The sequence below is a fragment of the Acidisoma sp. L85 genome (genome assembly GCF_009765865.1).
Lineage (GTDB): Bacteria > Pseudomonadota > Alphaproteobacteria > Acetobacterales > Acetobacteraceae > Acidisoma.
The window spans coordinates 1-24,568 of sequence record NZ_LMUQ01000003.1 but is presented as its reverse complement, the minus strand read 5'-3'; the positions used below and the strand labels follow the sequence as shown (position 1 = coordinate 24,568).

17 protein-coding genes are annotated in these 24,568 nt (G+C 59.7%); 8 read left to right on the top strand and 9 right to left on the bottom strand.

Annotated features, from left to right (window positions below; genetic code table 11):
• Positions 1-327: 327 nt before the first annotated feature.
• Positions 328-1,158 carry a universal stress protein gene (locus GSQ83_RS00095; protein WP_158800675.1) on the top strand — a complete coding sequence of 277 codons (831 nt, stop codon included), beginning with the start codon at positions 328-330 and terminating at the stop codon, positions 1,156-1,158.
• Between the two features lie 231 nt (positions 1,159-1,389).
• On the opposite strand, the gene GSQ83_RS00090 is transcribed toward GSQ83_RS00095, so the two are convergent.
• Positions 1,390-2,265: an ABC transporter substrate-binding protein gene (locus tag GSQ83_RS00090; RefSeq protein ID WP_158800674.1), complete on the bottom strand. Its 876-nt coding sequence runs from the start codon at positions 2,263-2,265 to the stop codon at positions 1,390-1,392.
• A 778-nt stretch (positions 2,266-3,043) separates the two neighbouring features.
• Here GSQ83_RS00090 and GSQ83_RS00085 point away from each other — a divergent pair.
• The 3 genes from GSQ83_RS00085 to GSQ83_RS00075 all read left to right on the top strand — a co-directional run bounded on the left by GSQ83_RS00085 (position 3,044) and on the right by GSQ83_RS00075 (position 6,482).
• Positions 3,044-4,747, top strand: a complete 1,704-nt coding sequence (locus tag GSQ83_RS00085; RefSeq protein WP_216849839.1) for an HAD hydrolase family protein — start codon at positions 3,044-3,046, stop codon at positions 4,745-4,747.
• A 422-nt stretch (positions 4,748-5,169) separates the two neighbouring features.
• Positions 5,170-5,418 (top strand): lipoyl domain-containing protein, encoded by a 249-nt coding sequence (locus tag GSQ83_RS00080; protein WP_158800672.1) that lies wholly within the window; start codon positions 5,170-5,172, stop codon positions 5,416-5,418.
• Between the two features lie 224 nt (positions 5,419-5,642).
• Positions 5,643-6,482 carry a universal stress protein gene (locus GSQ83_RS00075; RefSeq protein WP_216849838.1) on the top strand — a complete coding sequence of 280 codons (840 nt, stop codon included), beginning with the start codon at positions 5,643-5,645 and terminating at the stop codon, positions 6,480-6,482.
• 484 nt (positions 6,483-6,966) lie between these two features.
• Here the strand turns inward: GSQ83_RS00075 and aspT are convergent, their stop codons facing one another.
• From aspT to GSQ83_RS00045, 6 genes are all read right to left on the bottom strand, one after another.
• Positions 6,967-8,670 (bottom strand): aspartate-alanine antiporter, encoded by a 1,704-nt coding sequence (gene aspT / locus GSQ83_RS00070; protein WP_158800671.1) that lies wholly within the window; start codon positions 8,668-8,670, stop codon positions 6,967-6,969.
• Between the two features lie 49 nt (positions 8,671-8,719).
• Complete coding sequence (locus GSQ83_RS00065) at positions 8,720-10,342, bottom strand: bifunctional aspartate transaminase/aspartate 4-decarboxylase (protein ID WP_158800670.1); 1,623 nt, start codon at positions 10,340-10,342, stop codon at positions 8,720-8,722.
• Positions 10,343-10,393: 51 nt separating this feature from the next.
• Entirely contained in the window at positions 10,394-11,479 is a 1,086-nt protein-coding gene (locus tag GSQ83_RS00060; protein WP_216849837.1) for an asparaginase, read from the bottom strand.
• A 37-nt stretch (positions 11,480-11,516) separates the two neighbouring features.
• The gene (locus tag GSQ83_RS00055; RefSeq protein ID WP_216849836.1) at positions 11,517-12,494 is read right to left on the bottom strand and encodes a hypothetical protein; all 978 of its coding nucleotides are present in this window, start codon (positions 12,492-12,494) and stop codon (positions 11,517-11,519) included.
• A 14-nt stretch (positions 12,495-12,508) separates the two neighbouring features.
• Positions 12,509-14,101 carry a putative glutamine/gamma-aminobutyrate antiporter GadC gene (gadC, locus tag GSQ83_RS00050; RefSeq protein WP_158800669.1) on the bottom strand — a complete coding sequence of 531 codons (1,593 nt, stop codon included), beginning with the start codon at positions 14,099-14,101 and terminating at the stop codon, positions 12,509-12,511.
• Between the two features lie 65 nt (positions 14,102-14,166).
• Positions 14,167-16,026: a pyridoxal-dependent decarboxylase gene (locus GSQ83_RS00045; RefSeq protein ID WP_216849835.1), complete on the bottom strand. Its 1,860-nt coding sequence runs from the start codon at positions 16,024-16,026 to the stop codon at positions 14,167-14,169.
• Between the two features lie 858 nt (positions 16,027-16,884).
• Between GSQ83_RS00045 and GSQ83_RS00040 the strand changes: the two genes are divergently transcribed.
• On the top strand, positions 16,885-17,592 hold the full coding sequence (locus GSQ83_RS00040) for a CBS domain-containing protein (RefSeq protein ID WP_158800668.1): 708 nt from the start codon (positions 16,885-16,887) through the stop codon (positions 17,590-17,592).
• A gap of 843 nt (positions 17,593-18,435) precedes the next feature.
• Complete coding sequence (locus GSQ83_RS00035) at positions 18,436-19,059, top strand: chemotaxis protein CheB (protein ID WP_254065411.1); 624 nt, start codon at positions 18,436-18,438, stop codon at positions 19,057-19,059.
• Between the two features lie 210 nt (positions 19,060-19,269).
• Here GSQ83_RS00035 and GSQ83_RS00030 read toward each other — a convergent pair whose 3' ends face one another.
• A complete protein-coding gene (locus tag GSQ83_RS00030; protein WP_158800717.1) occupies positions 19,270-21,678 on the bottom strand; it encodes an HAD-IC family P-type ATPase in 2,409 nt (802 codons plus the stop codon).
• Positions 21,679-22,427: 749 nt separating this feature from the next.
• Complete coding sequence (locus tag GSQ83_RS00025; RefSeq protein WP_158800667.1) at positions 22,428-22,724, bottom strand: hypothetical protein; 297 nt, start codon at positions 22,722-22,724, stop codon at positions 22,428-22,430.
• Positions 22,725-23,313: 589 nt separating this feature from the next.
• Between GSQ83_RS00025 and GSQ83_RS00020 the strand changes: the two genes are divergently transcribed.
• Together GSQ83_RS00020 and GSQ83_RS00015 are read left to right on the top strand one after the other, a co-directional pair.
• Positions 23,314-23,784: a MaoC family dehydratase gene (locus GSQ83_RS00020; RefSeq protein WP_158800666.1), complete on the top strand. Its 471-nt coding sequence runs from the start codon at positions 23,314-23,316 to the stop codon at positions 23,782-23,784.
• Positions 23,785-23,853: 69 nt separating this feature from the next.
• Positions 23,854-24,492 carry an AMP-binding protein gene (locus GSQ83_RS00015; protein ID WP_174246607.1) on the top strand — a complete coding sequence of 213 codons (639 nt, stop codon included), beginning with the start codon at positions 23,854-23,856 and terminating at the stop codon, positions 24,490-24,492.
• The last annotated feature ends 76 nt before the right edge of the window (positions 24,493-24,568 follow it).

Genomic DNA, 24,568 nt, shown 5'->3' with positions numbered 1-24,568 from the left:
GATCTCGCGAGTGGGCCGCAACGGAAATCTAGCCTTGCCCGCTTCCGCTCAGACACCCTCGCCCAATGCTTGAACTAGGTCGCGGCCCTCGCCGTGATGGTTCAACTGATGACCAGACTCACTCTGAGTAGTTTCCGAGGCTGTCCTTGCCGATCTCCGGCAAGCTATGCTGCAGCAAGCCGACCTTTGCCCAAAGCCGCGCCCCGCCGTGCGGCGGCTTCTGCGCGACAGCTAGGGTGGCCTCGAGCTTCAGCTTGGAGATGTTGTCGGCTGCGAGGAGCGAGCGCTACCCCCGAACAGCCGCGTTGCGGACAGGAGAAGACCGTCATGACCTACGCAACTTTGATGGTTCACTTGAAGGCCGGAGAGCCGAATGCCGGGCTCTTAAGGGTCTCGGGTGAACTCGCTGAGCGGTTCGACGCCAACGTGATAGGCATCGCCGCCCGCCAGCCGCTGCAACTCCTCTACGACAACGGCTTTAGCACCACCGACGTGATAGGTCAGGATTTCCGGGAGATCCAAAAGGCTTTGGAGGCGGCCGAAGCCGAATTCCAAGTCGCGCTTCATGGCCGCGCTAAGAGTTTGGAGTGGCGCTCGTCCATCACAATCGCACCGTTATTCGAATATCTCGCGCATCAGGCGCGGGCTGCTGACCTCGTCCTTTCAGGACCAAATTCAGCGCACTCACCGCTTTATCACCCAAGATACGCAGATTTGGGTCGTTTTTTGATGCTAAGCGGGCGGCCATTGCTCATCGTTCCTGAGGAGATAGATAGGTTGAAGGTCCGACGTATGGTTGTCGCCTGGAAGGACAAGCGGGAGGCGCGCAGGGCCGTGGCCGACGCTCTGCCTCTCTTGAACTTAGCGGGCCAGGTCAGTGTCGTCGAGATCGCAAATAAACTTGATATGGCGGCAGCGACGACCCGTGTTGCTGATGTCGCCTCTTGGCTTGGGCGGCACGGTATCGCGGCGGAGCCTATGGCGGTGCCCGCTGCTGAAGACGATGCAAACCGCCTTGCAGCCCTTGCGGACGACTATCAGGCAGACTTGATCGTCGCTGGAGCGTACGGACACAGTCAACTGCGGGAGGCACTGCTTGGGGGGGTGACGCGAGATCTTCTGCTGCGCTCAGACCGATGCGCATTCTTGTCACACTAGGAACCGCAATCCGAAGGCGGTCCGGGGCGCTAGACAATGGTGCTACGACGATACGCGCTGCCCTAAGACAGCAGCCCATTCGCGTTGAAACCCTCTGCCCCCGCTGTGCGCGAGCTGAGGATCTACAGCCGCTTTCAGCTCACCACAATGGGCGATAGTCCGAAGTCCGCGCCAAAAGACTTAGCTTCCAAGCACCCAAGTCTTGGCTCCGGCAGGAGAACTTACAGACGCTCACAGCGGGCGCCACTCTCTGCCGCCCCTACGGTAGAAATATTGTGACTGCTCGTCCATCGTCTCTCGCCTAATCAGGATGTCCGGCAAAATGTTGTTCTTCACCGCCGGCTTGATGCCCTTTGTCGCTTCGTAGGCCATCTTTACCGCCATCTGGCCTTCCAATACCGGTTGCTGCGCGACCAGGCCGATGAGATCCCCGGCTTTCAACGCAGCCACTTCTCCCGGCTCCGCGTCATATGCGACAACCTTCACCTGGCCCAATTTTCCGGCATTGCGAAGGCCCTGGATGACGCCGATGGCAGTCTCGTCATCGATGCAGAAGACGGCCGCGAGATGGGGATACCGCAGCAGCAGATCGCGGATCACCTCTGCCGCGTGGCTTGGTTGGTCACTGCTGAACTGAAAACCGAGATAGGTGAGGCCGCGATAGCTCTTCAGCTTGTCTTCAAAGCCCCGCTTGCGCAACTCGTCTGTACTCACGCCAGGAAGACCGGTCATGAGATAGACCTGCCCTTTGCCGCCCAGCGCCTCGTCGAGCAGATCGGCCGCCAGTGCCCCGCCCCCAATATTGTCGCCTGTCACGGCACCCGCGATATTGGTGGTGTCCGCCACGCTGGTGTCGGCGGTGACCACAGGGATTCTCAAATTGACCGCGCGATTGACCGACGGCATGAGCGCGTTGCTATCAGTGGGCACGAACACGAAAGCGTCGGGCTTCTGATTGAGCACGGCGTTGACAAAGGGTAGCTGTGCCGTGGGTGAGTAGACGCCCATCGCTCCCTGCCACACCAGCTTGACGCCGAGCTGCCTCGCCTCCTCCTGCGCGCCATACTGCATTGACACGAAAAACGGATCGGATGCGATGCTAGGCACGAATCCTATTGTGGTTTGTTGCGCTTCCGCCTGCGAACCGCAGAGGGAGCTGGCAGCGGCCGCACCTGCCGCGCAGCAAACACCTAAACCGAGGTACCGGATAAGATTGCAACCTAGCTTTTTCATCTACGTTCTCTCATTAGGAACTTTGCACGCCTCACGGCTCCGCTCGAAGTGGTTGTCTGAGATCCTACGCTGCCGCCCAAGCCAACTAAGGCCCGCAACCACACCATGCCGTCCCCGCTTCGGGTGCCGTTTTGCGATACAGTCTTCGGAACATGAGAAAATCTGCCGCGGTACGTCTAGTCGCTCGGCAGTTGCAGCGCTAGCCTCGGAAACTACTCAGGTGGTGCTGCGCCCAGGGATGACGACCTCGTTGGCAGCATCGCCGCGGGGTAAGAGTTGTGCGCTCTAAAAAAATTCCGGAAGATTCCGGCGGTTCAGGGGCGCGTGTCGGTTGGTCGTCGCTCCCTTCGGTCTGAACCAATTGAGCTCTGCACTGCCAGTCAAAACCTTCTGCTCCGACGTCAAATAACTGGTGCTAGCTAAAGCGATGAGCAAGCCATCATCCCGAACTCCGACCCCTCTCTAAATTGCGTCGCGCTGGATAGTCTCGGAAAGATTGACGGCCCTTTCAGTCTCCAGCGGGATGGCGTATTGAAGACCGCGATCATATCTCGGCAACGGCGTCTCGTGGATTTCCAACTTGATCAGGACCTCAGGCGCCGCGGTTAGTTTCAGGACCTAGTCGTCCTACACTAAATTGCGGAGTGGACCGGTGTATTTTCTAGCCCTCGCCACGGATTTTGATGGGACAATCGCTCGCGACGGCGTCGTCAAGCAGGAAACCATCGACGCCCTGCGGCGCCTCAAGGAAAGCGGGCGGCGGCTTATCCTGGTAACCGGAAGGGAGTTGCCGGATTTGATCAAGAGTTTTCCGGAGCTAGTCATGTTCGACAGCGTCGTTGCAGAGAATGGCGCGCTTCTTTACGATCCGGCGACGCAAAATCAACGTTTGCTCGCCGCTCCTCCGCCGCCGCGCCTCGTCGAACGACTTCGCGAGATGAAGGTTGAGCCTCTGTCCATCGGACGTTCCATCGTTGCCACCTGGGAACCCAACCAGGGCAAAGTCATCGAAATTGTTCGCGAGCTCGGCCTGGAGCGCCAGATCACCTTCAACAAGGGCGCCATCATGATTCTCCCTTCGGGAGTCACGAAGTCAAGCGGACTGTTGGCCGCCCTCGGCACCCTGGACCTCTCGGCCCATAATGTTGTTGCGGTTGGCGATGCCGAGAATGACCACGCCTTCCTCAGCATTTGTGGCTGCTCTGCCGCTGTCTCGAACGCGTTGCCGGCCCTCAAAGCAATCGTCGACATCCAGCTCATGAAAGGCCAGGGCGACGGTGTAGTCGAGCTGATCGATAAGTTGTTGCGGGACGACGCGCGCATTCTCCCGACAGAGCGACACGGTATTTCGGTCGGCGTTGACTGCGAAGGAAACAAAGTAAATCTGGACCCGAGTCGCGGTAGCGTATTGATTGTAGGCCCCTCGAGAAGTGGCAAAACGACGATTGCCACCGCCCTGACGGAACGTATGGTTGCGCAACATTACGAGTTCGTAGTCATCGATCCGGAAGGCGATTACGTCGATCTGCAGCATACCGTTTGCCTCGGAGGTCCACGAATGCCCCCCTCTACAGCAGACATCGTCAAGCTTATTCGAGACTCGACCGTCAACGTCGTGATCAATACGCAGGCCTTACTTTTGGCGAACCGTCGAGCCCATTTCGCCATGATACTCGATCAGACGGCCTATCTAAGGTGCCAGACCGGACGTCCGCATTGGCTATTGGTTGACGAGGCTCACGAAGTTTTCCCAAAAGGACATCGCGGGCTCCCACGTACAGGAACTAGCGAGCTTCCCGCCATGGTTCTGGTGACAATTTCATCCGGCTTGCTTTCTGTTGACGCACTTCAGGCAGTCGAGACGGTCATTATTTTGGGCAGACAGCCGTTCGAGGCGCTTGCTGAGTTCGCGGAGGCGGTGGGAACATCGACTCCCACCGAAATTCCTCAGCCCTCCAGTGACGAAGCGCTCTACTGGACTTGGCGCTCCGATAAGCCGCCGTCTCTGGTCCGGGTCACTCCGCCCGCTCAGAGACACAAACGGCACGAAGGAAAGTATGCCGAGGGTGATGTCGGGGTAGGTCGTAGCTTCTACTTCACAAGCCCTAGCGGATCCCACTCAGTGGGAGCAAAAAACCTTTTTGTGTTTGTGGAGGTTGCAGAGCGAGTGGATGACGAGACTTGGGAGCGACATCTGCGGGCCGGCGACTATTCCGCGTGGTTTCGGCACGTCATCCGAGATGAAGGTCTCGCCCAAGCGGCCGCTGCAATCGAAAGGGATCGTTTGCTTGATTCCCGCGAAAGCCGGGCTCGCATAAGGGATGCCGTCTACGGCCGCTATGCAGCTCCCTCCTGAGTTCAGCGTCCCCAGCCGGCCCAGCTCCTCAATCACCTACTAGTCGAGCAACCGCAGGTGCTAAGTCTAGACGCAAACGTTTGTGCAACGAGCAGACTCTATCGCGCTGGACTGAAAGGGCAGATTGGGACGCGACGAGCGGCTCTGAGTAGTTTCCGAGGCTCCTCTCGACGATCTTTTTTTGGTAGCCTGCAATTCTAGGCTGTTTACACAGCCGTAAAGAGAAGTTGGAACGGATATCCACTTCGGTGGATCGCCACTCTTACGCGGTCGGTTTTGCCCTGAAGTTGTATCGTCTCCTCTTTATGCGTTCTTATTTGCGAAGGCCGTCGTATCGGGAGGCGCTTTTTGAGTATCTTGCAGGAGGCCCCTCCACGCCCCGCTGCGTCCGCTGATAAAATGAACCCTGCCTGGAGAAGACGATGTTGGACATCAAGGTCGATGAAGCACTGTGGGCATCTAGCATGATGCCGGAAGGTATCTTGGAGAGATGGTTTCAGACGACGGGTGCTATCGTCTCGCGCGGTGAACCAATTGCAGAAATTCGGATAGAAGACGCGCTACACGAAATCGTCTCCCCGGGCAGCGGAACCTTGACCACTATTGCCGCCGCAAACAGCGTCGTTGAGCCGGGTACTCTTTTGGGTACACTATCTGGAGGGGACGTCTGAGTGGGCGGGCATCGTGCAGGGGAACGTCGCTGCTACGGGGAGTCTATCACTCAGTGAAAACCAGCTTTGATCACGGAGCTCGCTACGCGTATCTTACCTTTCCGTTATCATACCGTCCATTTTGATCTCATGGTGTCGCACGGGACTGCGCGCGATGGCGTAGGGTCGTTTTCAAGTGAAGGAGAACTGCCTGCCATCCATGGCAGTCCGAACGCCGGAAGGGAGTGAACGTCATGACTTACAAAACTTTGATGGTTCACTTGAAGGCCGGGGAGCAAAATGCTTCGATTTTAAGGGTCTCAGGTGAACTTGCGGAGCGGTTCGACGCCTCCGTGATCGGCATCGCTGCCCGCCAGCCGCTCCAGCTCATCGACGACAGCGGTTTTAGCACTATCGATATCCTCGATCGGGATCTTCGAGCGACAAACAACGATATAGAGGCGGCCGAAGCCGAATTTCGAACCGCACTTAGCGGTCGGGCCAAGAGTTTGCAGTGGCGCTCAGCAGTGACGATTGCGCCACTGTCCGAGTATCTCGCGCACGAGGCGAGAGCTGCTGACCTCGTCCTGTCAGGGCCAGATACGATTCACTCACCGCTATATCGGCCACGATACGCCGATATAGGCAGCCTTTTGATGCAAAGCGGGCGTCCATTGCTCGTGGTCCCTGAGGAGATAGATCGGTTAAAGGTCCGGCGTGTGGTCGTCGCCTGGAAGGACAAGCGGGAAACACGCAGGGCCGTGGCTGATGCTCTCCCTCTCTTGAAATTGGCGGGCCAAGTCACCGTAGTCGAAATCGCCAACCCGTCCGATTTGGTGGCCGCGACGACACGTATCGCGGATGTCGCCGCCTGGCTGGGGCACCACGGTATCGCGGCGGATCCTATGGTAGAACCTGCCGCTGGGAACGATGTTGGCGGTCTCGCGGCAATTGCGGACGTCTATCAGGCAGACCTGATCGTCGCTGGGGCATACGGACACAGTCAAATCCGGGAGGCGCTAGTTGGGGGCGTGACGAAAGATCTTCTTCTGCGCTCGGAACGTTGTACGCTGCTATCTCACTGAGTGGGATCGATCCGCCAAGCAGACCTGCAGTCTTGGTGCTTCCCTTGATCGGCACTGTCCCATCATCCGGTACCCGCAGGCATATGGGGGTGATCAAACGGATTGATCATCAACCCTTTTCACGCCCCATGCTGCTCTATTTCAACGGAGACGTCGATCTTCATCGCCTCTTCTGCGTCTCTGGCGACGCTGCTGCACGCAGCTAGACAAGAGCGGCCGCTGGATGACGGTCCATGGACGTCGACCTTGGCGAGCTCAACTGTCTGCGCTTAGAATTCACGATGCGGATTGTTCATAGATTTCGTTTACGGTCCTAACACAGGGAGCCGCCTGGAACGCCGTCGCTGGCTCTGGATCACTCGCAAGGAGATGTGGGTGGAAAGGGCGCCTTGGTTGGCGCCACTAAGGGGGCCGAACTGATCGGGAGGCCAAGCGCAGACTGCGGATCACGAAATGGGCGCAGGGACACCAGAGGCTGGTGCGATCAAGGTATGACGGGGTGCCCGTAGATCGCGGTGAAGACTGCGACGAAGATCGGCCCCAAGAGGGGCAGCACGACGTTAGCGAGGGCGTAAGTCACGGTGTAGCCGATGACTGGCACGGGATTCCCTGCGACGGCCTCGGTGGCGTTGATGGCCGGTGTGCTCGCCTGCTGTCCAGCAATCGCGCCGCAGAGGATCGCTGGTTCCATGTGCAGCAGATAGCGGCCGATATAGAGCGAAGCCACCGTTGGGACCAAAGAGATGAGAACGGCCGCGATCGGCAGTTCCCACCCACGCGCGCCCAGTAATGCCAGCACGCTCGGCCCGGCGCTCAGGCCGACGGACGCAATGAAGATCGCAAGGCCGAGATCCTTCAGAACCCGAGTTGCTGCCACCGGGAACGCCCCGAAGGTCGGCCGCCGCGCGCGCAGCCAGCCGAATCCGAGGCCGGACAGCAGCGCCCCCGCACTTCCGAGCGACAACGCTGCACCGGCAACGGGGACTGTGATCATTCCGATCAGAATACCGACGATCAATCCGCTGCCGAGATAGACAAAATCCGTCATCGGACCAGGGATTTCAGCACTGCCCAAGACGTGCGCCGCCCGCGCTACGTCCTCGGGCTTGCCGAACAGCTGCAGCACGTCGCCACGGCGGACGGTGGCGCCTGGCAGCGCCGGTAATTTGCGATCGTCGCGCGTGATTCCGGCCAGGTAGACGCCGTGGATGGCGGAGGCACGTAGGAACTCGACGATCGAAGCTACCGCGGCGCGATGCTCGGGCCAGCGCGTTAGCACCACGTCCCGTGTCTCAACGGTGAAGGCCACCTCGGAAGGGTCGCCGACCTCGGGGCCGATCACGCGAGCCGCGTCAATTAGAGCCGTGCGCAAACCGGCGACCGCCACCTCATCGCCGGTCTCGAACCTGCAGTCGCCGGTCACCTTGACATCGGCGGCGTGGCGCCGGAGCCCCTCGATGGTCGCATTTCCGCCGAGAGCCAGTTCCACGGCCTCAACGGTCTTGCCTGCAGCAGCTACGACGCCAAAGCCGCGACTGACCAGCGTGGGAAACGCCTTGCCCTGGTCTGAGTCCAAATTGGAATCGGCTCCCCCTAACCTCGCCATAGTTTTACCCGCCTCCTTCCGCAGGTCGATTCCAAGTAGCCTGGGCGCGATCTGGCTGGAGAACATGACGATCGTGATCAGGCTGAAGACGTAGGCAAGGGCATAGGAAGTCGCGACATTCGCCTGCTGGGCCTTCATGTCGGCAGCGGCCAGCCCAAGCTTCCCGATTGCCTCACTGGCTGTGCCGACCATAGCGGATTCTGTCGCCGCGCCTGCGAGCAGTCCGCTTGCCGTCCCTACGTCCAATTTAAACAGCCAAGTTGCAACGAAAGCCACGACGATGATCAGGACGATCTCGATGACGACAAGCAGTCCCCACGTCCAGGTCGTCTTGTCGATGCTGGCGAAAAATGTTGGTGCCACCGAAAAGCCCAGCGCAAAGACGAACAGTGTGAACATGAAGCGCTGAAGGTCAGCATCGACATGGATGCCGATCTGCCCAATCAGCAAAGCGGCGAGAAGGGTGCCGGCGACGCCACCAAGCTTGAAGGGGCCGATCTTGATTGAGCCCACCCCGTAACCGATCACCAAAGCGGCAAACAGCGCGAGCTCGGGGCGGGCGGTCAGAACCGTGCTCAGCATTGATGCAACTCCTTGGGTGTGGGCAAACGAGATTCTGACGCTGGTCCGGCTAGGAGCCGATCGCCCCGGCCACTATCCTACTGCCGACACGTCTGAACTCTTGATAATATTCGTCCGCAAGCGCACGGATCACACGGCCGATCTTGGTGTACTGATACTCATTGAGGTTAGCCAACGATGCTCGCGCCGAGGGGTGTCGCGTGCCAAACCCCTTGCCGGGAAGCAGGACGACGCCGCCTTCATCGGCGAGCCGGAACAGCATTTCCAGCGGCTCCTTCTTGGCCAGCATCCAAGTCGCGAATTCTTGACCGTAAAGATCCGTCGTGATCTCGGCGAGGTCGAGCAGCGTGTAATAGTCGGTGCCATTCGGGTCAGGTGTGGTGGGCAGCCCCAATTCGCGGTACAGCGCGGTCTGCCGGCGGCGGATCACGCGCTTGATCGCCTTACGGTAGTCCCCAGCCTCATCCATTAGGTCGGAGAGCGAGAAAAGTGCGATCTGCACCTGCTGCGGCGTCGACAGCCCCGCCGTGTGGTTCAGCGCGACTGCACGGCTGTCGGCCACCATCCGGTCGATGAACTTGATGTCTTGTGGTTTGATCGCGAGCGTGCCGTAACGCTCGTCGAGCATCGCCTTGTCGGCCTCTCCCAGCTTCGCAAGTTGGCGGTCGAACACCGAATCGCGGTGCGTCGCGACGACCCCCAGCCGCCAGCCGGTTGCGCCAAAGTATTTTGAATATGAGTATACAAGAATCGTGTTGCGGGGACAGACCGCAAACAGCGACGTGAAGTCGTCGGCAAACGTACCGTACACATCGTCGGTTAGGATGAACAGGTCCGGCCGCTGCTTTGCGACGAGATCGGCGATCTTTCGTAGCCCCGACGCGTTGATCTTTACGGATGGCGGGTTACTTGGATTGACAACGAACAATGCCTTGACCGAGGGATCCACCAGCTTGTCGAGCTCGGCGTCCGGATATTGCCAGCCTGTTGTCGAATCAGCGTTCATGTTGACTTCGACCAGCTGGTAGTCGCGCAGGACGGGGATCTCGATGTATGGTGTGAAGATGGGCAAGCCGATGGCGATCTTATCGCCCGGCGCCAGCAGCCGGTTTTCGCGCATCGTGTTGAAGACGTAGGTGATTGCTGCAGTCCCCCCCTCGACGGCGAACAGATCAAGTTCCCGCGGGGACAATTGGCCGCCGATCACGTTCTGTACGAGGTACTGCCGGACGATATTTTCGGTGACAGAAAGAATACGCGGCGGCGTCGGATACTCGCAGGCCAGGATGCCAGTCACCATCTCATGCAGGAAGCCGTTGCCGGACAGGCCGAGTTGGTCGCGCACATAGGACACCGCGGCGACGAGGAAATTGACGCCGGCCGCGCTGCGGTTCGCCAACGCAAAAGCGTCGAACCTGCCTTCCATGCCGTCTTCAAGAGGCAGCCCGCCGACGCCCTCCGGCATGTAGGAGAATGACCGGTTCGCTTCCTCGACGGCGAACAGGCCGAGTTGGAAGAACGCATTGCGTGGAACCGTTGCGACGAAGTTTGGGTTGCCCCGACCCGCATTGAGCATCATGCGCTCGGCGTGCGAGGTCGCCAGACCCATAAGCGTGTCCTTGAGCTGGAACGGGCTGAGCTTGGCAAGCGTGGCGTAGTCGACGGTCTTCATCGGAAATGTCCTGTTGGATGCCCGTGGATCAAGGCGCGCAGAGGGCCCGGATCACCAAGTGTCGAAATATTTCTGGATTTCGCTGAGCGACGACGTCTTCAACAAGGCGATCTGTAGCACCACGCGCGCCTTCGAGGGCTTGAACTCGGATGACGCCACAAAGCCCTCAGTATCGTCGTTGACCTCGGCATTTCGGAGCGTGAAGCCGCTAACGACACGGGTGCTGCGAACAATGACCGTTCCCTTCGCCCGCGCGTCGCGCAGGCCAGCGAGCGCCTCATTGGTGATGTTTCCATCCCCGACGCCGGCGATTACAAGGCCCTTCGCGCCCGCGTGGACCGCTGCGTCGATGAGATCCCGCCCCATCCCCGCATAGGCGTAGATGATCTCAACTTTAGGTAGCTCGTGGATGTCGGCAATCGGGACCTTGGGCGCCGGGGACGCGGTCCCGGCAGCGCAGACGCCGAAGATGTCGACCTGCCCGGTATCAACCGTGCCGATCGGGCCTCTGTCGACCGACTGAAACGCATCCGGCCTCGTTGTATTCGTTTTGTAGACGTATCGCGCCGAATGGATCTGGTCGTTGAAGGCGACCATAACGCCGCACGATCTAGCCGCGGCACTGCCGGCTACGGCCACCGCGTTGTACAGGTTCATCGGACCGTCCGCACTGACGGCCGTGGCGGGGCGCATCGACCCCGTGAACACGATCGGTTTGGGTGTATCGACGGTCAGCGCCACGAACATTGACGTCTCCTCCATCGTGTCGGTGCCGTGCGTGACGACAATCCCGTCCAGCCCAGCCGAATGCTCGAGTTCCTCGAGCCGCCTCGCGAGCTTCAGCCAGGCAGCATCGTTCATGTCCTGGCTCGGTATGTTCATGACCTGCTCGCCAGTGACTGCCGCAATGTCCTTGAGTTGCGGCACCGCAGCGATCAATGACGCAACTCCAAGCTGCCCCGCAGTGTAGCCGTGCTGCTCGACATTTGCTTGCGTCCCGGCGATCGTCCCGCCTGTCGCGGCGATGAAGACGTTAGGCTTAACTGACTCAGCGCACCACCCGGCAGCGGGAAGAGTGCTCGCGAAAACGAGGCTGATCATTAAGACTTGTGTAGCCAGCGGCGAATTTATAGCCATTAGACTCCTCTGCACGGGGCGGGTTGCGGATATCATGCTAGAAGGAAGCGCTCAGAGCTATCTGCGGCGCTACGTACGAGGCGGTATTGCGCCCGGCAACGGAGAGCTGCACGCCGGCGATCATTCCCACATTGCCAGAGAAGTTATATTCGACTGCGGGCGCGACCGAGATCGCGATGCTAGCAGGGCTTTTCAATGTCGTAACTGCCGCCGCGCCGATCGCCCCGCTAACCAGCGTCGTATTTGCGTAGTCCTGCACCAGGTCGAGTGCCAGCACCCAGCGCTGGCTCAATCCATACTCGACGCCGAGGCCAGTGTCGGTGGCAAAGCCCGGGGTTACGTGGCCATGAAATCCTTGTGCCGTCCCGTACACGCTGATGTCGCTAACCGACGCCGCCGCGAACGGCTCGAACGCGTCAGCGTAGAGCCGCAGCCGCAGCGGATGGTTGCCCGGGGTATCGAACAGCGATTGCAGCAATACGCCTTCCTTGATCGTGAAGGCGCCGCTGCCCTGGCCAATGCTTGGAGTCGTCAGCCGATCATATCCGCCCAACGGGAAGCTCATGCCGAGAAACGCTGTCATCGATGGTGCACCGGTTGCGACGTTCTGGTCGTTGAACCGATATTTCAGTTCCACTGGGAGATCGCCCGCGCCAAACGACGAGTTTCTACCTGTCCACAGAGCGCCGAAGGAAGGCACAGCCTGTATGCTCAATCGGTCGGTGATGCCGTACTCGAGCAACGTTTCTGACTGCGCCTCGCTCAGATCGGTCGTGACCGAGCGATGGCTCCAGTTGCCGGCGTAGCTGCCGGTGTTGCCGGTGTACACGGCGTAAGGCTCGGTCTCGAAGTCACCTGCTGCCGACAGCGCGGGAGAGGGTGCCACGAGCGGTCCGGTGAACCATTGCGACTGGGTCGCGCTATCCGGTTGCTGCGCATACGCCGAAGTGCCGGCTATGGCGGCGGTCAAACAGCCAATCGCGGCGCTCTCGGCGAGGCGTCTGTCCCACCGCATTCGGGTTGCCTGGGTCACTTTGCCACGGCCACAGGCGGAATGGCAATCGCTAGTCCGGGCACGAGCGGGCGCCCCTTCGAAACTTGACCGGCACTGCGCCCCTCAGTCTGCCAGTCAAACGGCTCGAAATCGGAGTCCGGCGCTTTCCAGCCTTTCTTGTGGAAGGCGAAGATGACGAATGGGATAGCGATCTCGAGCAGGGTGCCGGCAAGCAGCAAGCCAATATAGATCTCCGGACTTCCTGTCGCGATCTGCCGCGGCGGCAGGAAGCTCAGGAAGCCGGCGATCAATGAGCCGAGCAATCCTATCACGCCGACGATCCACATGCCGTAGTTGCCGCCGGGGATCTTGAACGGACGCGGCTTGTCGGGTTGCGTGTAGCGTAGCCGGATCGCCGCAACGAACATGACAAGATACATCGTAAGAAACATAATATTTGACAGCTGGCCGAGGATCTCGAAGGTCGATTCCACCGATGGCAGCACTGTAAAGGCCAAACAAAGCGCGGTGCCGATTACGCCTTGAAGAAGTAAGATTGCCACAGGGATTCCGTGCGAATTTGTGCGTTGCAGAACGTGCGGCAGATACCCGGCCTTGGCGACGCTTAGCAGTCCGACCGAGGGACCGGCGACGACGACGCTCACCTGGCCGAGGACGCCGAACGCAACCATGGCGGCCATGACGTTGCCCAGCCAAGGCAGCCCGATCGACGCCCAAAGCTGGCGATAGGCGGTCAAAAGGCTCTGCGCGAGGTTGATGTCCTTGTGCGGGATGATCACGCCGACCGCGAGCGTGCCGAGCACGAAAATCACGACCGTAAGGACTGTCGCCAGCAGGATCGCCAGCGGATAATCGCGCGTCGGATTCTTTAGGTTCCGCACATGGACCGCCTGCGTCTCCATACCGGCGTAGAACAGGAAGATGCTTGCGGCGAGAACCATGTTCCCGGCGTTACCGAAATCTGGAAAGAAGCCGGTGTTCAGCGGCATTTGGATGTGTTTCCCCATCGCGACGTAGAGCGCCGCCAGGGCGATCAGGATACCGCCGGGAATGATGGTGCCGAACAGCCCGCCGAGCGTGCTCAGCCTGACCGAAGCCCCCATGCCGCGAAAGGTGAACAACGTCGTTGCCCAGAAGACCACGAGCAGCATGGCGATCGTATAGAGCTTGTTGCCGGCGAGCGCGGAATCGAAATGCTGCGGCCACCAAATGAAAGCGACGGCCGACGAGCCGAAGATCAGTACGGTCGGCAACCAAAGCATCCACGCCTGCCACTGCCAGTAGACTGCGGCAAACCCCCAGCGGGGTCCGAACGCTTCGCCAACCCAGCGGAAGATGCCGCCGTTCTGCGGAAACGTCGCCGCCAGTTCGGCCGCGATGAGCGCTACCGGTATCAGCGCCACGATGGCGGCGAACACGAAGTAGAAGATCGACACCAAACCATATTCCGCCTCGGCGGGAAGGCCGCGCAGGCTGACAACCGTTGTGAAATTCATGATGGCGAAGGCCATCACGCCGATGACGACGGTTTTCTTTCCGGTGCGGTGAGTGCCGGTGCCCAGGGGAAGCACGGGATTCAGGCCGGCGGCTGTGTCCTGCGGTGGCATGATAACCCCATCGTTCAAGGCAACGGTCGGCCTAATGGCCGACCGTCTGGATCAACCGACGAAGATCAGGCGTCCTTGAGCACTTCGTCGCGGGCAGCATGCACGCAGTGGACAGCCCATTTCATGGTTTCCGGCGTGACGAAAACATTCATCGGGAAGGATTTCAGCGCGAACACGACTTCTTCTGAATCCTGCTCATCCCGGTTGTAGTCAGCGACCCGGAAGCCAGTGCTGAAACTCATCCACGGCGTGTATTTGCCGTCGAGCTTCTTGCCGGCGCGGAACCACTCGAACAGCTTGTTGCCGACGGCTTCGGTCAACTGATTGTTCTTGATGAGGTCTGCGCGCCCTGCGGGTTCGGTCAGTTCCTTAGTGAACTGCGCCTTCGCGTTCGTGCCCTTAGGATAGACGCGAAACAACGTGATGAGGCCGGTGTCTTCAGGATTGACGCATACCATATCGGGTTGTGTGTCGACGAGATCCTCGAGGTAGTACTTGGTCTCCAGGATTCCGCCGAGGATCGCCTGCATGCCCTCAAGACCGAAGTATTTCAGCGTCGCCCAGCCAGCGAGCGCGCCGGAGCAGGTCCGCGACACTTCCAGCGTATAATACATCGGATTATATGGCGTGCGGACTTGAAGATATGCGTCTTTGCCACGGCGGTGCAGGGATTCAAACGCGGCGGCGTCCTTGTAGAGGAAACAGCTACTAACGTATGGCGCGAAACCGACCTTGTGGAAGTCGATACCCACGCAGTCCGCGTGCTCGATCTCCTTCATCATCTCGCCGTTCTGCCGCAGAATCGGCAGAACGCGATCGGAGAAACCGAGCGGATTTGTGGCGAAGTCATAGTCCTTAAAGTAAATCCATGACCATCCGACCACGGCGTCCGCGTAGAGGATCGCCTTGCCGAAGCCTTCGGGATTCGGGTAGCGATCGAGCAGCGCACGCACTTTGGCGATGGGGTCGAAGGCACTGGAGTCTGTCGTGCCCATCGTGCAGACGATGGCCGCAACCGGCGTCTTCGACGCCGTAAGTTCCTTGAGGATGCGCTCGAGGTCGACGACATCCATCTGGTTGGTGACAACATCGGTCTGTACACGAACGACGTTGTCCATGCCGATCCCGGTCCAGTCGCTGGCGTTCTCCTGCACGTAGTGGGCCTGCTGCGAGCAGATGACCTTGGCGTCAGTGCGGATGCCCTTCTCGCGCGAATGCGGCAGCACGCGCGTAAGCCCGTATTTAAGGCCGTAGGTCCAACACCCGCTGCCGCCCCACGTGAAGATCGCACCGGTGTTGAGTGGGTCCCAGCCGATCAGGTTACCAAGCATGCCCGCCGTCTCGAGCTCGGCACGTTGCACGTTCCAGGAGTATTCGCCCTCGATCAGACTGGGCGCGAACACCTGCGCCATCATAGATGCCATGATCGCCGCAGTGTTGCCCTGCGGCAGCACGTTGCACATCGTCAGCGGACTGCCCCAATTGCCGAGGCCCTGGAACATCCCCACGACCTCATCGAGAACGCCCTCAAGGGTGCCCATCTCACGGGCAATTTTCACATCCTTGACTTCGGGGTAGGTCCAGGTGAGTGCGCCGCTGTCACCGAGATAGGCAGGACCGCCCTTCTCCGGCCGGAGCATGTCGAGCTTGCCGACGAATTTGCCGATTTGCTCGGCCAGCGGATCCTTGCCGCCACGATACGGGAGCGGAAACTCGCCAGTCATCTCCGTGCGGTACTTCGCCCATTTCGGCGCCTTGTCGTGAGCAGCGCCATCGGCTTTGAAGTGGCTCTCATAAGCCTTTGACGTGGCGTGTTTGGTCGCCGCGACTTTTGGGGGTAGTGCGTCCATGTCATGCCTCGTTTTTAGGTTTGTTGAAAGCGTCGGGATGTGTGGGCCGGGACTTTTAATACGGTCCAACAGCACGGGCTGGTAGGCTCGGAATCTACTCACGCGAGCGCCGGCGGGGCATTCGATGGGGTCGTTGGACGCTGGTGCGTGGAGCCTGGTAGGGCTGGTCAAGGCCGGTGCGAGGCAACGCAAGACGGCCATATCGCGTTCGGCGCACCGGAGTTACTTCCGAGACGTCGTAGCCTTCATCTCGGGTAGGGTCAGAAATTTACCCAGGCGGCGCTGACCGAGTGATCGGTGCAAGCCCTAGTCAAGGCCGCCTGTCCGGGTTCAATAGCGCGGAGAGCGTAACCGCAAGCCGTCCACGCCGGTGAGCAGCGTGGCGTAGACCTTCTCAACTTGATAGTGCCACGAGGCTTGGCTGAAGACAGCGGTGCCTGTTAGTGACGTCCGGCCCAAGGGTGTTCCGCAGGTTCACGGTTGCTGGTCATTCCCCCCTGGAAGCGGGCCGTTGCGCGCCAACGCGAACCTATGGCTATCGATTTATAGCCCGACAAGGTTTAGCCATGCATCACCGAGCGATGCTGCTGCCGTGCGGGCTTCGCACGGTCGATTGTAGGCCTTCCTCTCCTGCATAGGTATATTCCGAGGGTGGCGACTCCTGCTGCTAAATCCTATTTCTTTCCCGAACGTCCTCAGTCTTGGCGGATCCTGGGAGGTTCGGATCAAGATGCCGCCTTCGCAGTTCTTCAAAAACTGTGACACGGCTCCGGATGGATAGGTCTACAAACGCCAGGCCGATCGAGGCTGCAATGCGTGAACTCCGATCGAACGCAATTTGAATACGTTGGCAGTTAGCACATCCGGAAGGCATCCGGAATTCGCCCTGCACGTCCCGTGCGGCGCCGACCATAGTGGATCAAAGGAGGGTTTATGAAAGCTGGCGATATCATGACGAAAGAGGTGCTGACGGTAGGACCGTTTGCTAAGATTGATATGGCGATAAGAATCATGGTGGTGAGTCGCGTCAGCGGCGTCCCCGTGATCTCAAGCGGTGGCAAGTTAGTCGGTATCCTGACACAGGGCGATTTGTTGCGGAGAGTCGAGACCGGCACGAGCGATTGTCATCGTCCGGGTTTCCTTGAACTGCTAGTCGGCCATCGGCACGCGGCGGAGGAGTACGTGCGCACACACAGCCGACGCGTCGACGACCTTATGACCCGTAAGGTCGTCACTGTGGCGGATGAGACCCTGCTCGAGGAAGTCGTGAGACTCATGGAGAAGCACCGCATCCGGCGCGTTCCGGTCGTCCAAGGCGGACGCCTTACGGGTATCGTGAGTCGTGCTGATCTCGTTACTGCGCTTGGTCGGAAGCTTGCCGAAATTCCGATGTTAGGAGGAAGCGATCAGGAAATTGAAGCTCAGATCTACACTAAATTTCATGATATGTCCTGCTTGGAGAATAGTCGCGTGACCCTACAGGTACAAGCCGGTGTGGTCACGCTCCACGGGACCATCCATGACCCACAAGCGCGGGGCGCACTTCGTGTCGCGGCAGAAACCGTCTCTGGCGTAGTCTCTGTTGAGGATCGTGTCGTATTCAAAGAACCGTTGATAGCGTCATTCGGACCTAATCCCTAGCTGGCTGCCAATTTTCTATGTCGTTATAGGCTTTGATGGCTTCGTCATCCGACAGGGACTCAGTGATAGGTCCGGATATTGCAAAGCGGGTAGGCCCACAACAGAACTTTTCTCCCCACTACAGACCGCCGCAATTTCGCGCGTCGCTAGTCCCGTCCCTCAGGATTTTGCCACTTGTTCATCTCCCTTCGCATTGGAGGACCGAGCTGACTCTTCCATACAAGGGCCCGTCTGGTTCCGCACCGCCTAACCGCCCGGCTGCCGCTAAGGCAGCTTCCAGGTCTGTCCCCGCGATTGTCCTGGAAGAAGCGCCTACCCCGGTTTCGGCATCAGTTAGTGCGGTTCAATCATCGACGGTATGACTCGCGCTCCGATTCATGCCTGCCGAAAATCAAATCCCGGCTTTTCTGTAATTCGCGCCAAGGCCGCTCTTGACGTCCGCAGCTTGCGGCAATTTAAGGCCTGCACCTGACCGCCGACCTGGAGGAGCCTCCCCTCATCTCTCATACATCACCACACCTCCTTATCCGTCGGTTTTGTGACCCAAGATCGAGTAAGAGGATATCGTAGGTAGATTCCGAGGTTAGCGACCTTAGCGCGACCGTATGATGGTTGCGTTCACCGATCTTTATTCAAAAGAACCTATGACCACTACTCTGATCATCCTTTTGGGCGATAGTGCTATTGAGGTCGGCTCTAGCTTTTGCTCGGTGCGCCGTCGGACCGCCTTGTCCCGCGCCGCCTCCGCAAGGCGTCAACTCCACCTCTCGAGGGATAACCAGCATGCAGCAAGAAGTTGCGGGAGCCTCGCGGCCCAGACGTGGCAGCGTCGGAGCTTAGTAGATGTCCATGAGCTCTAATCGCTGTTCAACCGACTTTCCTGTCGTGTGCGTAGGTGGTTCGGCTGGTGGTCTTGACGCCTACACGCGGCTACTACGGCGCCTGCCGGCTGATACGGGCGTTGCGATTGTCATCGTTAACCACTTGAGAATCGTGGCCACCCAGCTCCACGAGATCCTCCCGCGCTACACCGAAATGCCGGTCGAGCTAATCACGGACGGTTTGACCCTCCGCCCCAACCATGTGTTCATCATCCCTGCACAGCGCGATCTTCACGTCCTCGGCGGTGCATTTCGTCTAAAGCCGATTTCCAAGCCGCGGGGATGGCCGGACGTCATCACCGTTTTTCTGCATTCGCTGGCGCGGCATTGGAGAGGCAAGATTATCGCGGTGATCGTCTCCGGCTACGACGGTGACGGGGCAGCAGCGCTGTGCGGCATAAAGGAGGCGGGAGGAATTACCATTGCGCAAAAGCTTGAGACAGCCAAGCACCCCGATATGCCTGAGAGCGCGATCGCGACGGGATGTATTGATTTTGTCCTTTCACCCGAGGATATCGCGCGAGAAATTGTGCGAATTGAGCATGATGATCCCGGCATCTGCAAAACTGGATCTGGGACGAAATAAGAAGGGGCTATCGTCTCAAAAAGAAGCGTGAATTGCACGAGCAGCGGGTTGCGCGGAACCGAAGAAAGGGCCAATCGTGACCCGTGGATCACTGGCCGAGAAGCCGCATGCCCTTGGGCCAATTTCGTTAGCCGAAACTCGTGGCCCTCCTCTATCCAGGGGCCTTGCCCTGATCTTCATGGTCATTCTTTTCACCGGCTAGGCCGCAGCCTAGGTAATCCTGAGACGTCGGAAAACCGGAACCTTCACGAAATCCAGGAGAATTGCGAAAGCAACGGCAGCGGCGAGCGTGCCGGCCACCACCCATGCCGGCAAAGGTGTCATTGCGATGCCTCCTATCGCCAGTGTCGAAGCTATAAGGAGATCGGCGACGGACGAGAGGAGGAGCCAGATACTGGGGCGGGACGACCACAGATGACGACGCTCACGATTGGTATAGGTCGTAGCCTGGTTACCGAACACGATAACAACGAAGGCCAGGGTCTGCAGAGCGCTTATCGTGAATCCCAACCGGTAAGCGCCGAAGGCGAGGACAGCTGTGCAGAAGAGCAATTCGCCCATGCCCATGATAACGCCGGCGATCGTCAAATGGCCGATCCGCCACGCGTTCGGAGCGGGCGACGGCCGGACTTTATCGGTCGTCAATGACATGCCGAGGAAGTCGCCGGTGACCATGATAAGAACCATGAGCAATGGGGTCAGTATCGCATGCCCGGTCATGAGCAGGCCGATCCCCAGAAACAGCACCTGGAAGGTTTTCTTCGTAATGGAGTTCAGCGTGTAGCTGAGGATGCGCTGAAATGTGATTCGGCCTTCCTTGACCGCGGCAACGATGCCGGCCAGTCCGGGCTCGGTCAGCACCATGCCGGCCGCAGATTTGGCGACATCGGTCGCCGTAGAGACCGCTATTCCAATTTGGGCCTGACGCAATGCCGGCGCATCATTGGCACCGTCGCCGCACATGCCAACGGTTTGGCTGCCTCGCTGGAAAGCTTTGACGAGCTTGTATTTGTCTTCAGGCAGGACGCCAGCGAAAATCGCGTATTGCTCGGGGTGGACGGCGTCGGGGATGGGCCCAGGCGGGCAGATCGCACCATCAAGCCCCACCGCTTTCGCGACGATGGCTGCCGTTGCGGGGGCGTCGCCCGTCACCATCACGGTCCGGACACCGAGGCCGCGCAATTCGCCGACGAGCGCCGCCGAATCAGCGCGAGGCGGGTCGCTGAGTGCAATCAGTCCGGCGAGCTTGATCCCCGCCGCAGGTCCGGCGGCGACCGCCAGCACGCGGAAACCCTTATCCTCAAGCTCCTTGGCTGCGGCCGCCGCTGTCGGCGCAGGCTGGGAAAGTCCGACAATGATGGTGAAGGCGCCCTTCAAAATTCGCTGTGTCTCACCCGTCGGATCCGTCGCGGTTGCTTCGGACATTTTCTTGGTCGGATCAAAAGCGGCAAAGTTGATAAGCTTCGGAGCGTCGGGTAGAGTTCTGCTTGCGGCCGCCGCGCGTATCGCGCCGTCAACTGGGTCTTGCCCGCCATCCGAACTCGCGACTGCAGCCAGTGCCAACACGTGCGCGTCATCGTATCCCGGCATAGAGTGGACGGTCGTCACCGTCAGCGCATTTTGGGTCAATGTGCCCGTCTTGTCGGCACACAGGACGACCATCGACGCCGCTTCATCCACCGCCGAGAGCCGAGTCGGAAGGACGCCTAACTTCGCCAGAGCCCGCGCGCCGAGCGCCGACGCAAGGGTAAAAGTGGCCGGCAGCGCGACGGGTATCGATGCCAGGATCGCTGTCAGGATGAGAGGTACGATGTCGGCGACCGGCATCTTCAGATACCATGCATAGGCCACCAGCAGTATGATGACGATGCCATTGAAGCCGGCGAGATTGCGCACCACCCGCAGCACGGCCCTTTGTTGAGTACTGACAACGTGGGCAGTACGAATGAGTTCAGCCGTACGACCGAACTTGGTCCGCGCGCCGGTCGCGATGACCTCCGCTTCCGCCTCGCCGCGCCGGATCAACGCCCCTGCATAGGTCTCAACCCCGGCGCCGGCTTCGATGGGTACGGATTCGCCCGTGAGCATAGACTGGTCAAGTAGAACATCACCGGCAGTGAGCTTCACATCCGCCGCAACTACGCCGCCAAGCGAGAGCTTCACAATGTCGCCCGGCACTAACTCTGCGGCGGCCACCGTCTTCCAAATGCCATCACGTCGGACAGAGACGGTTAGTGCGAGCCGCGATTTCAGCGCGGTGAGCGTCGCCTGGGCACGACTTTCCTGGAAAAGTCCGAGCGCGGCATTGAATACCAGCAGAAGGGCAATGATCGCGGCTTCGACAAACTTGCCAAGCATCAACTCAAGCACGATCGCAGCCTCTAGCATCCACGGCACAGGCGCCCAGAACTTCTTCAAGGCCGTGCGCAAGGGATTCACGCTCGTGTCCGGCATGGCGTTGGGTCCGCATTTGACGAGCCGGCGGCGGGCTTCTTCGCTTGTCAAGCCAGCTTTTGAAGCGGAACCGGGGGAAGCTGTTAAGGTGTCTGGAGAGGCGCCGCTCGAGAACTTGCTCGGCTGTGTCCCGGCTCGGTTGAGCTCATGCGTTGCCAAGCGCATTTTAGACGCCGGTTCCAGCGCAGGTGCAGCACTCGGCGAAGTTTTTGCCTTCGCTTCCGATTCCAGGCTGGCATCCGACACGCTGAGCGGGTTGATCTTGACATTCATAGCGGGTCCTTCCTTTTCCTAGGCGCTCGAGCGGAATCGAGGCGTCGCCGGCTGATGGGCACGCAAAGTCCGGCGCCCTCCTGGCAAACGATGCCCAAATACCCGGAATGCCGCGGCACCGGAGCATTTGGGCCAGGACGGCGCGCCGAACGGTCGCCCAAGAAGCCACCAGCGCTGTCAACGCAGGCGAGAGCCTTCGCAGCCGAAGCTCCGACAAGTACATTTGCTCGGCATGACGCCCAGCCTCGGAATCTACTCAGGGGCGTTCGCGCGGAGAACCCGGGGCGAGATTTGGACGCGGCTAGCCTTAGTGGCAGCGCCTCGTCGCAGCGGTCATTTTGGCCGATCGCGCGCGGCGGCGAAAAGCAAACGTGCTGCCCCACGGGATCTTGGAGCAGGCTAACCTGCCGCCCGTTCAATGACACCGTCACTCCGAAAAGAGGCACCTCATCCAGCAACTTCGCCGAGCGCCCGTTTTTCCCACCCGGATATAATAGAGGCGCTGATCCAGCGGCTCTCCAGCGATCGCGATCGTCAGATCGGCCATGTCGGTGAACTCCGATAATCTCACCGCAATAGTTACCGGGACAGTTGGTTGGCGGGCATCGGCGTCCAGAGCTTCCAGCGCGCCATGCGAAAGGTCAACCGCCGAACCGCCACAACACATGGTGGTTCTCAAGGATCCAAACAAAGGTCCAATCCCGCTTCAGCTTACCGCGTGCCCATGCGCTCTCTTCGATTTGGGAGAACGCACTCAGCCACTTGTTGCGTTTCACAATCGCTATCAGGCCGCGTCTGGCGCGGTCTGTTAGGGCGCCGAGATCGGCCTTCTCCGCGCCGACGCGCTCGGCCATGCAATTCCAGTCCTCGATGTAGCGCGCGATCGGGAGTGCGAGTTCCTGTTCGGTCAAGCGCCCTTGTACCTGGTTACGGCGCATCACGTTCCGCCTGACCCGGTGGCGTGCCCCTGGACCTCGTCCATCGCCTCAGCGATGCCCGTCAGGCTCTGCCGGAAGCGAGAATGGAGCTGAAGGGTTTGGCGCCTGAATGCAGGAAGGTTACACGCAGGCGCCAAAGGCATAGAGGGGTGAGCGGCCTTGACGCCGCCTCGCTATCCAGGGAGCTGTGCCAGGCTGGATATGGGCACCCCGCCCCAGCAAGGGTTGCACCTGCTGGCCGATGCTAGCGAAGTGACTTTCCGCTCTTACAACTCCGGGTTGCATTTAACTAGATCAGCTTCTGACCCGATGCAACATCACGGTATCGCTACGGACGCCGTCCTGCGTTATCCGTTGCATTCGTGCCCCTGGGTAACTGGCGTCACAGCCCTACCGAAACTGGAACTGGTGCGGTCCTGAGCGTGAAGACGGTTCCGAGCGGGATAGGTAGTTTCCGAGGCTGCCGCGGCGGATTACTCTGTGACTATCGTCTGTTTGGCTTTCGGTTTGCGCGAGTTCAGCGCCGTCTGCGGGTCAGCAACTCTGGGAGAACGATTTTTATGGACCGCCCCAAGACGGTTTCGGCCAAATGAACGAAATCGGCGGTTATGGGCTGGATGATCTCACGGTCGGAATGTCCGCCAGTTTCGCCAAGACAATCACCGAAGCCGACATCGTCCTTTTCGCCGCCGTATCCGGCGACAACAACGCTATTCACACCAATGCGGAGTTCGCCGCAACCACGATTTTCAAAAGCCGAATCGCCCACGGAATGCTGTCGGCGAGCATCATTTCCGCGGCGATCGCCAACAAGCTACCAGGTCCTGGCAGCATTTACTTGTCTCAGAACCTGCGGTTCATGGCCCCGGTCCGGCCTGGCGATACGGTCCATGCCACAGTTGAGGTCAAGCAGATCACGCCGGAAAAGCGGCACGTACTTCTCAGAACGGATTGCACCGTGCGTGGCGTGACCGTGATCTCTGGCGAGGCGCTGGTGAAGCTTTCGGGCGCAGCGTCCTCGGCAGCACTACATCCGTCAGGGCAACCTGTTGCGGCGTGACGCCAGACGGGCTTCCGAGCGAAACTGCGTGGAATCAAGAAAAAGGCGGTCACGCCATGGGAGCGCACAATGGACGTAGCAAGCGAAGTCGGAGCCAAGCGAGTCGGTCCCTATCGCGACCTGCACGGCAAGATGGCGGCCAATTATGTTCCGCTCTCGCCGCTGAGCTTTCTGCCGAAAGCGGCGGCGATCCACCCGCACCGGATTGCGCTCGTCCACGGCGCATGGTGCAGCACCTGGGCTGAGACCTACATCCGCTGTCGCCGCCTGGCCTCGGCTTTGGCTCGCCGCGGCGTGGGACCGGGCGACACAGTCGCCGTGCTGGCGCCCAACATTCCCGCGATTTACGAGGCGCATTTCGGGGTGCCGATGACAGGGGCGGTGCTGAACACGCTAAATATCCGCCTCGACGCGGAGGCAATCGCATTTCAGCTCACGCACGGTGAGGCGAAGGTCCTCATCACCGACCGCGAATTCAGCCCGATCGTCAAGCGCGCGTTGAGCTTGCTGGAGCGGCAAATGCTGATTATCGATATCGACGACCCATTGGCGCATGACGGGGCGCTACTCGGCGCGATGGATTATGAGGCATTCCTTCTGGAGGGAACCCCCGATTTCGCGCCGCTGCTTCCTGCCGATGAATTCGAGCCGATCGCGCTGAATTACACTTCGGGCACGACCGGCAACCCTAGGGTCAGGACCCATTAATTGCTTGCTTCGGCTCGGCGCATTGTGATTCTGGAGATGGCGGGAGGATACCGTCATGGACAAACTGTTTCTGCTC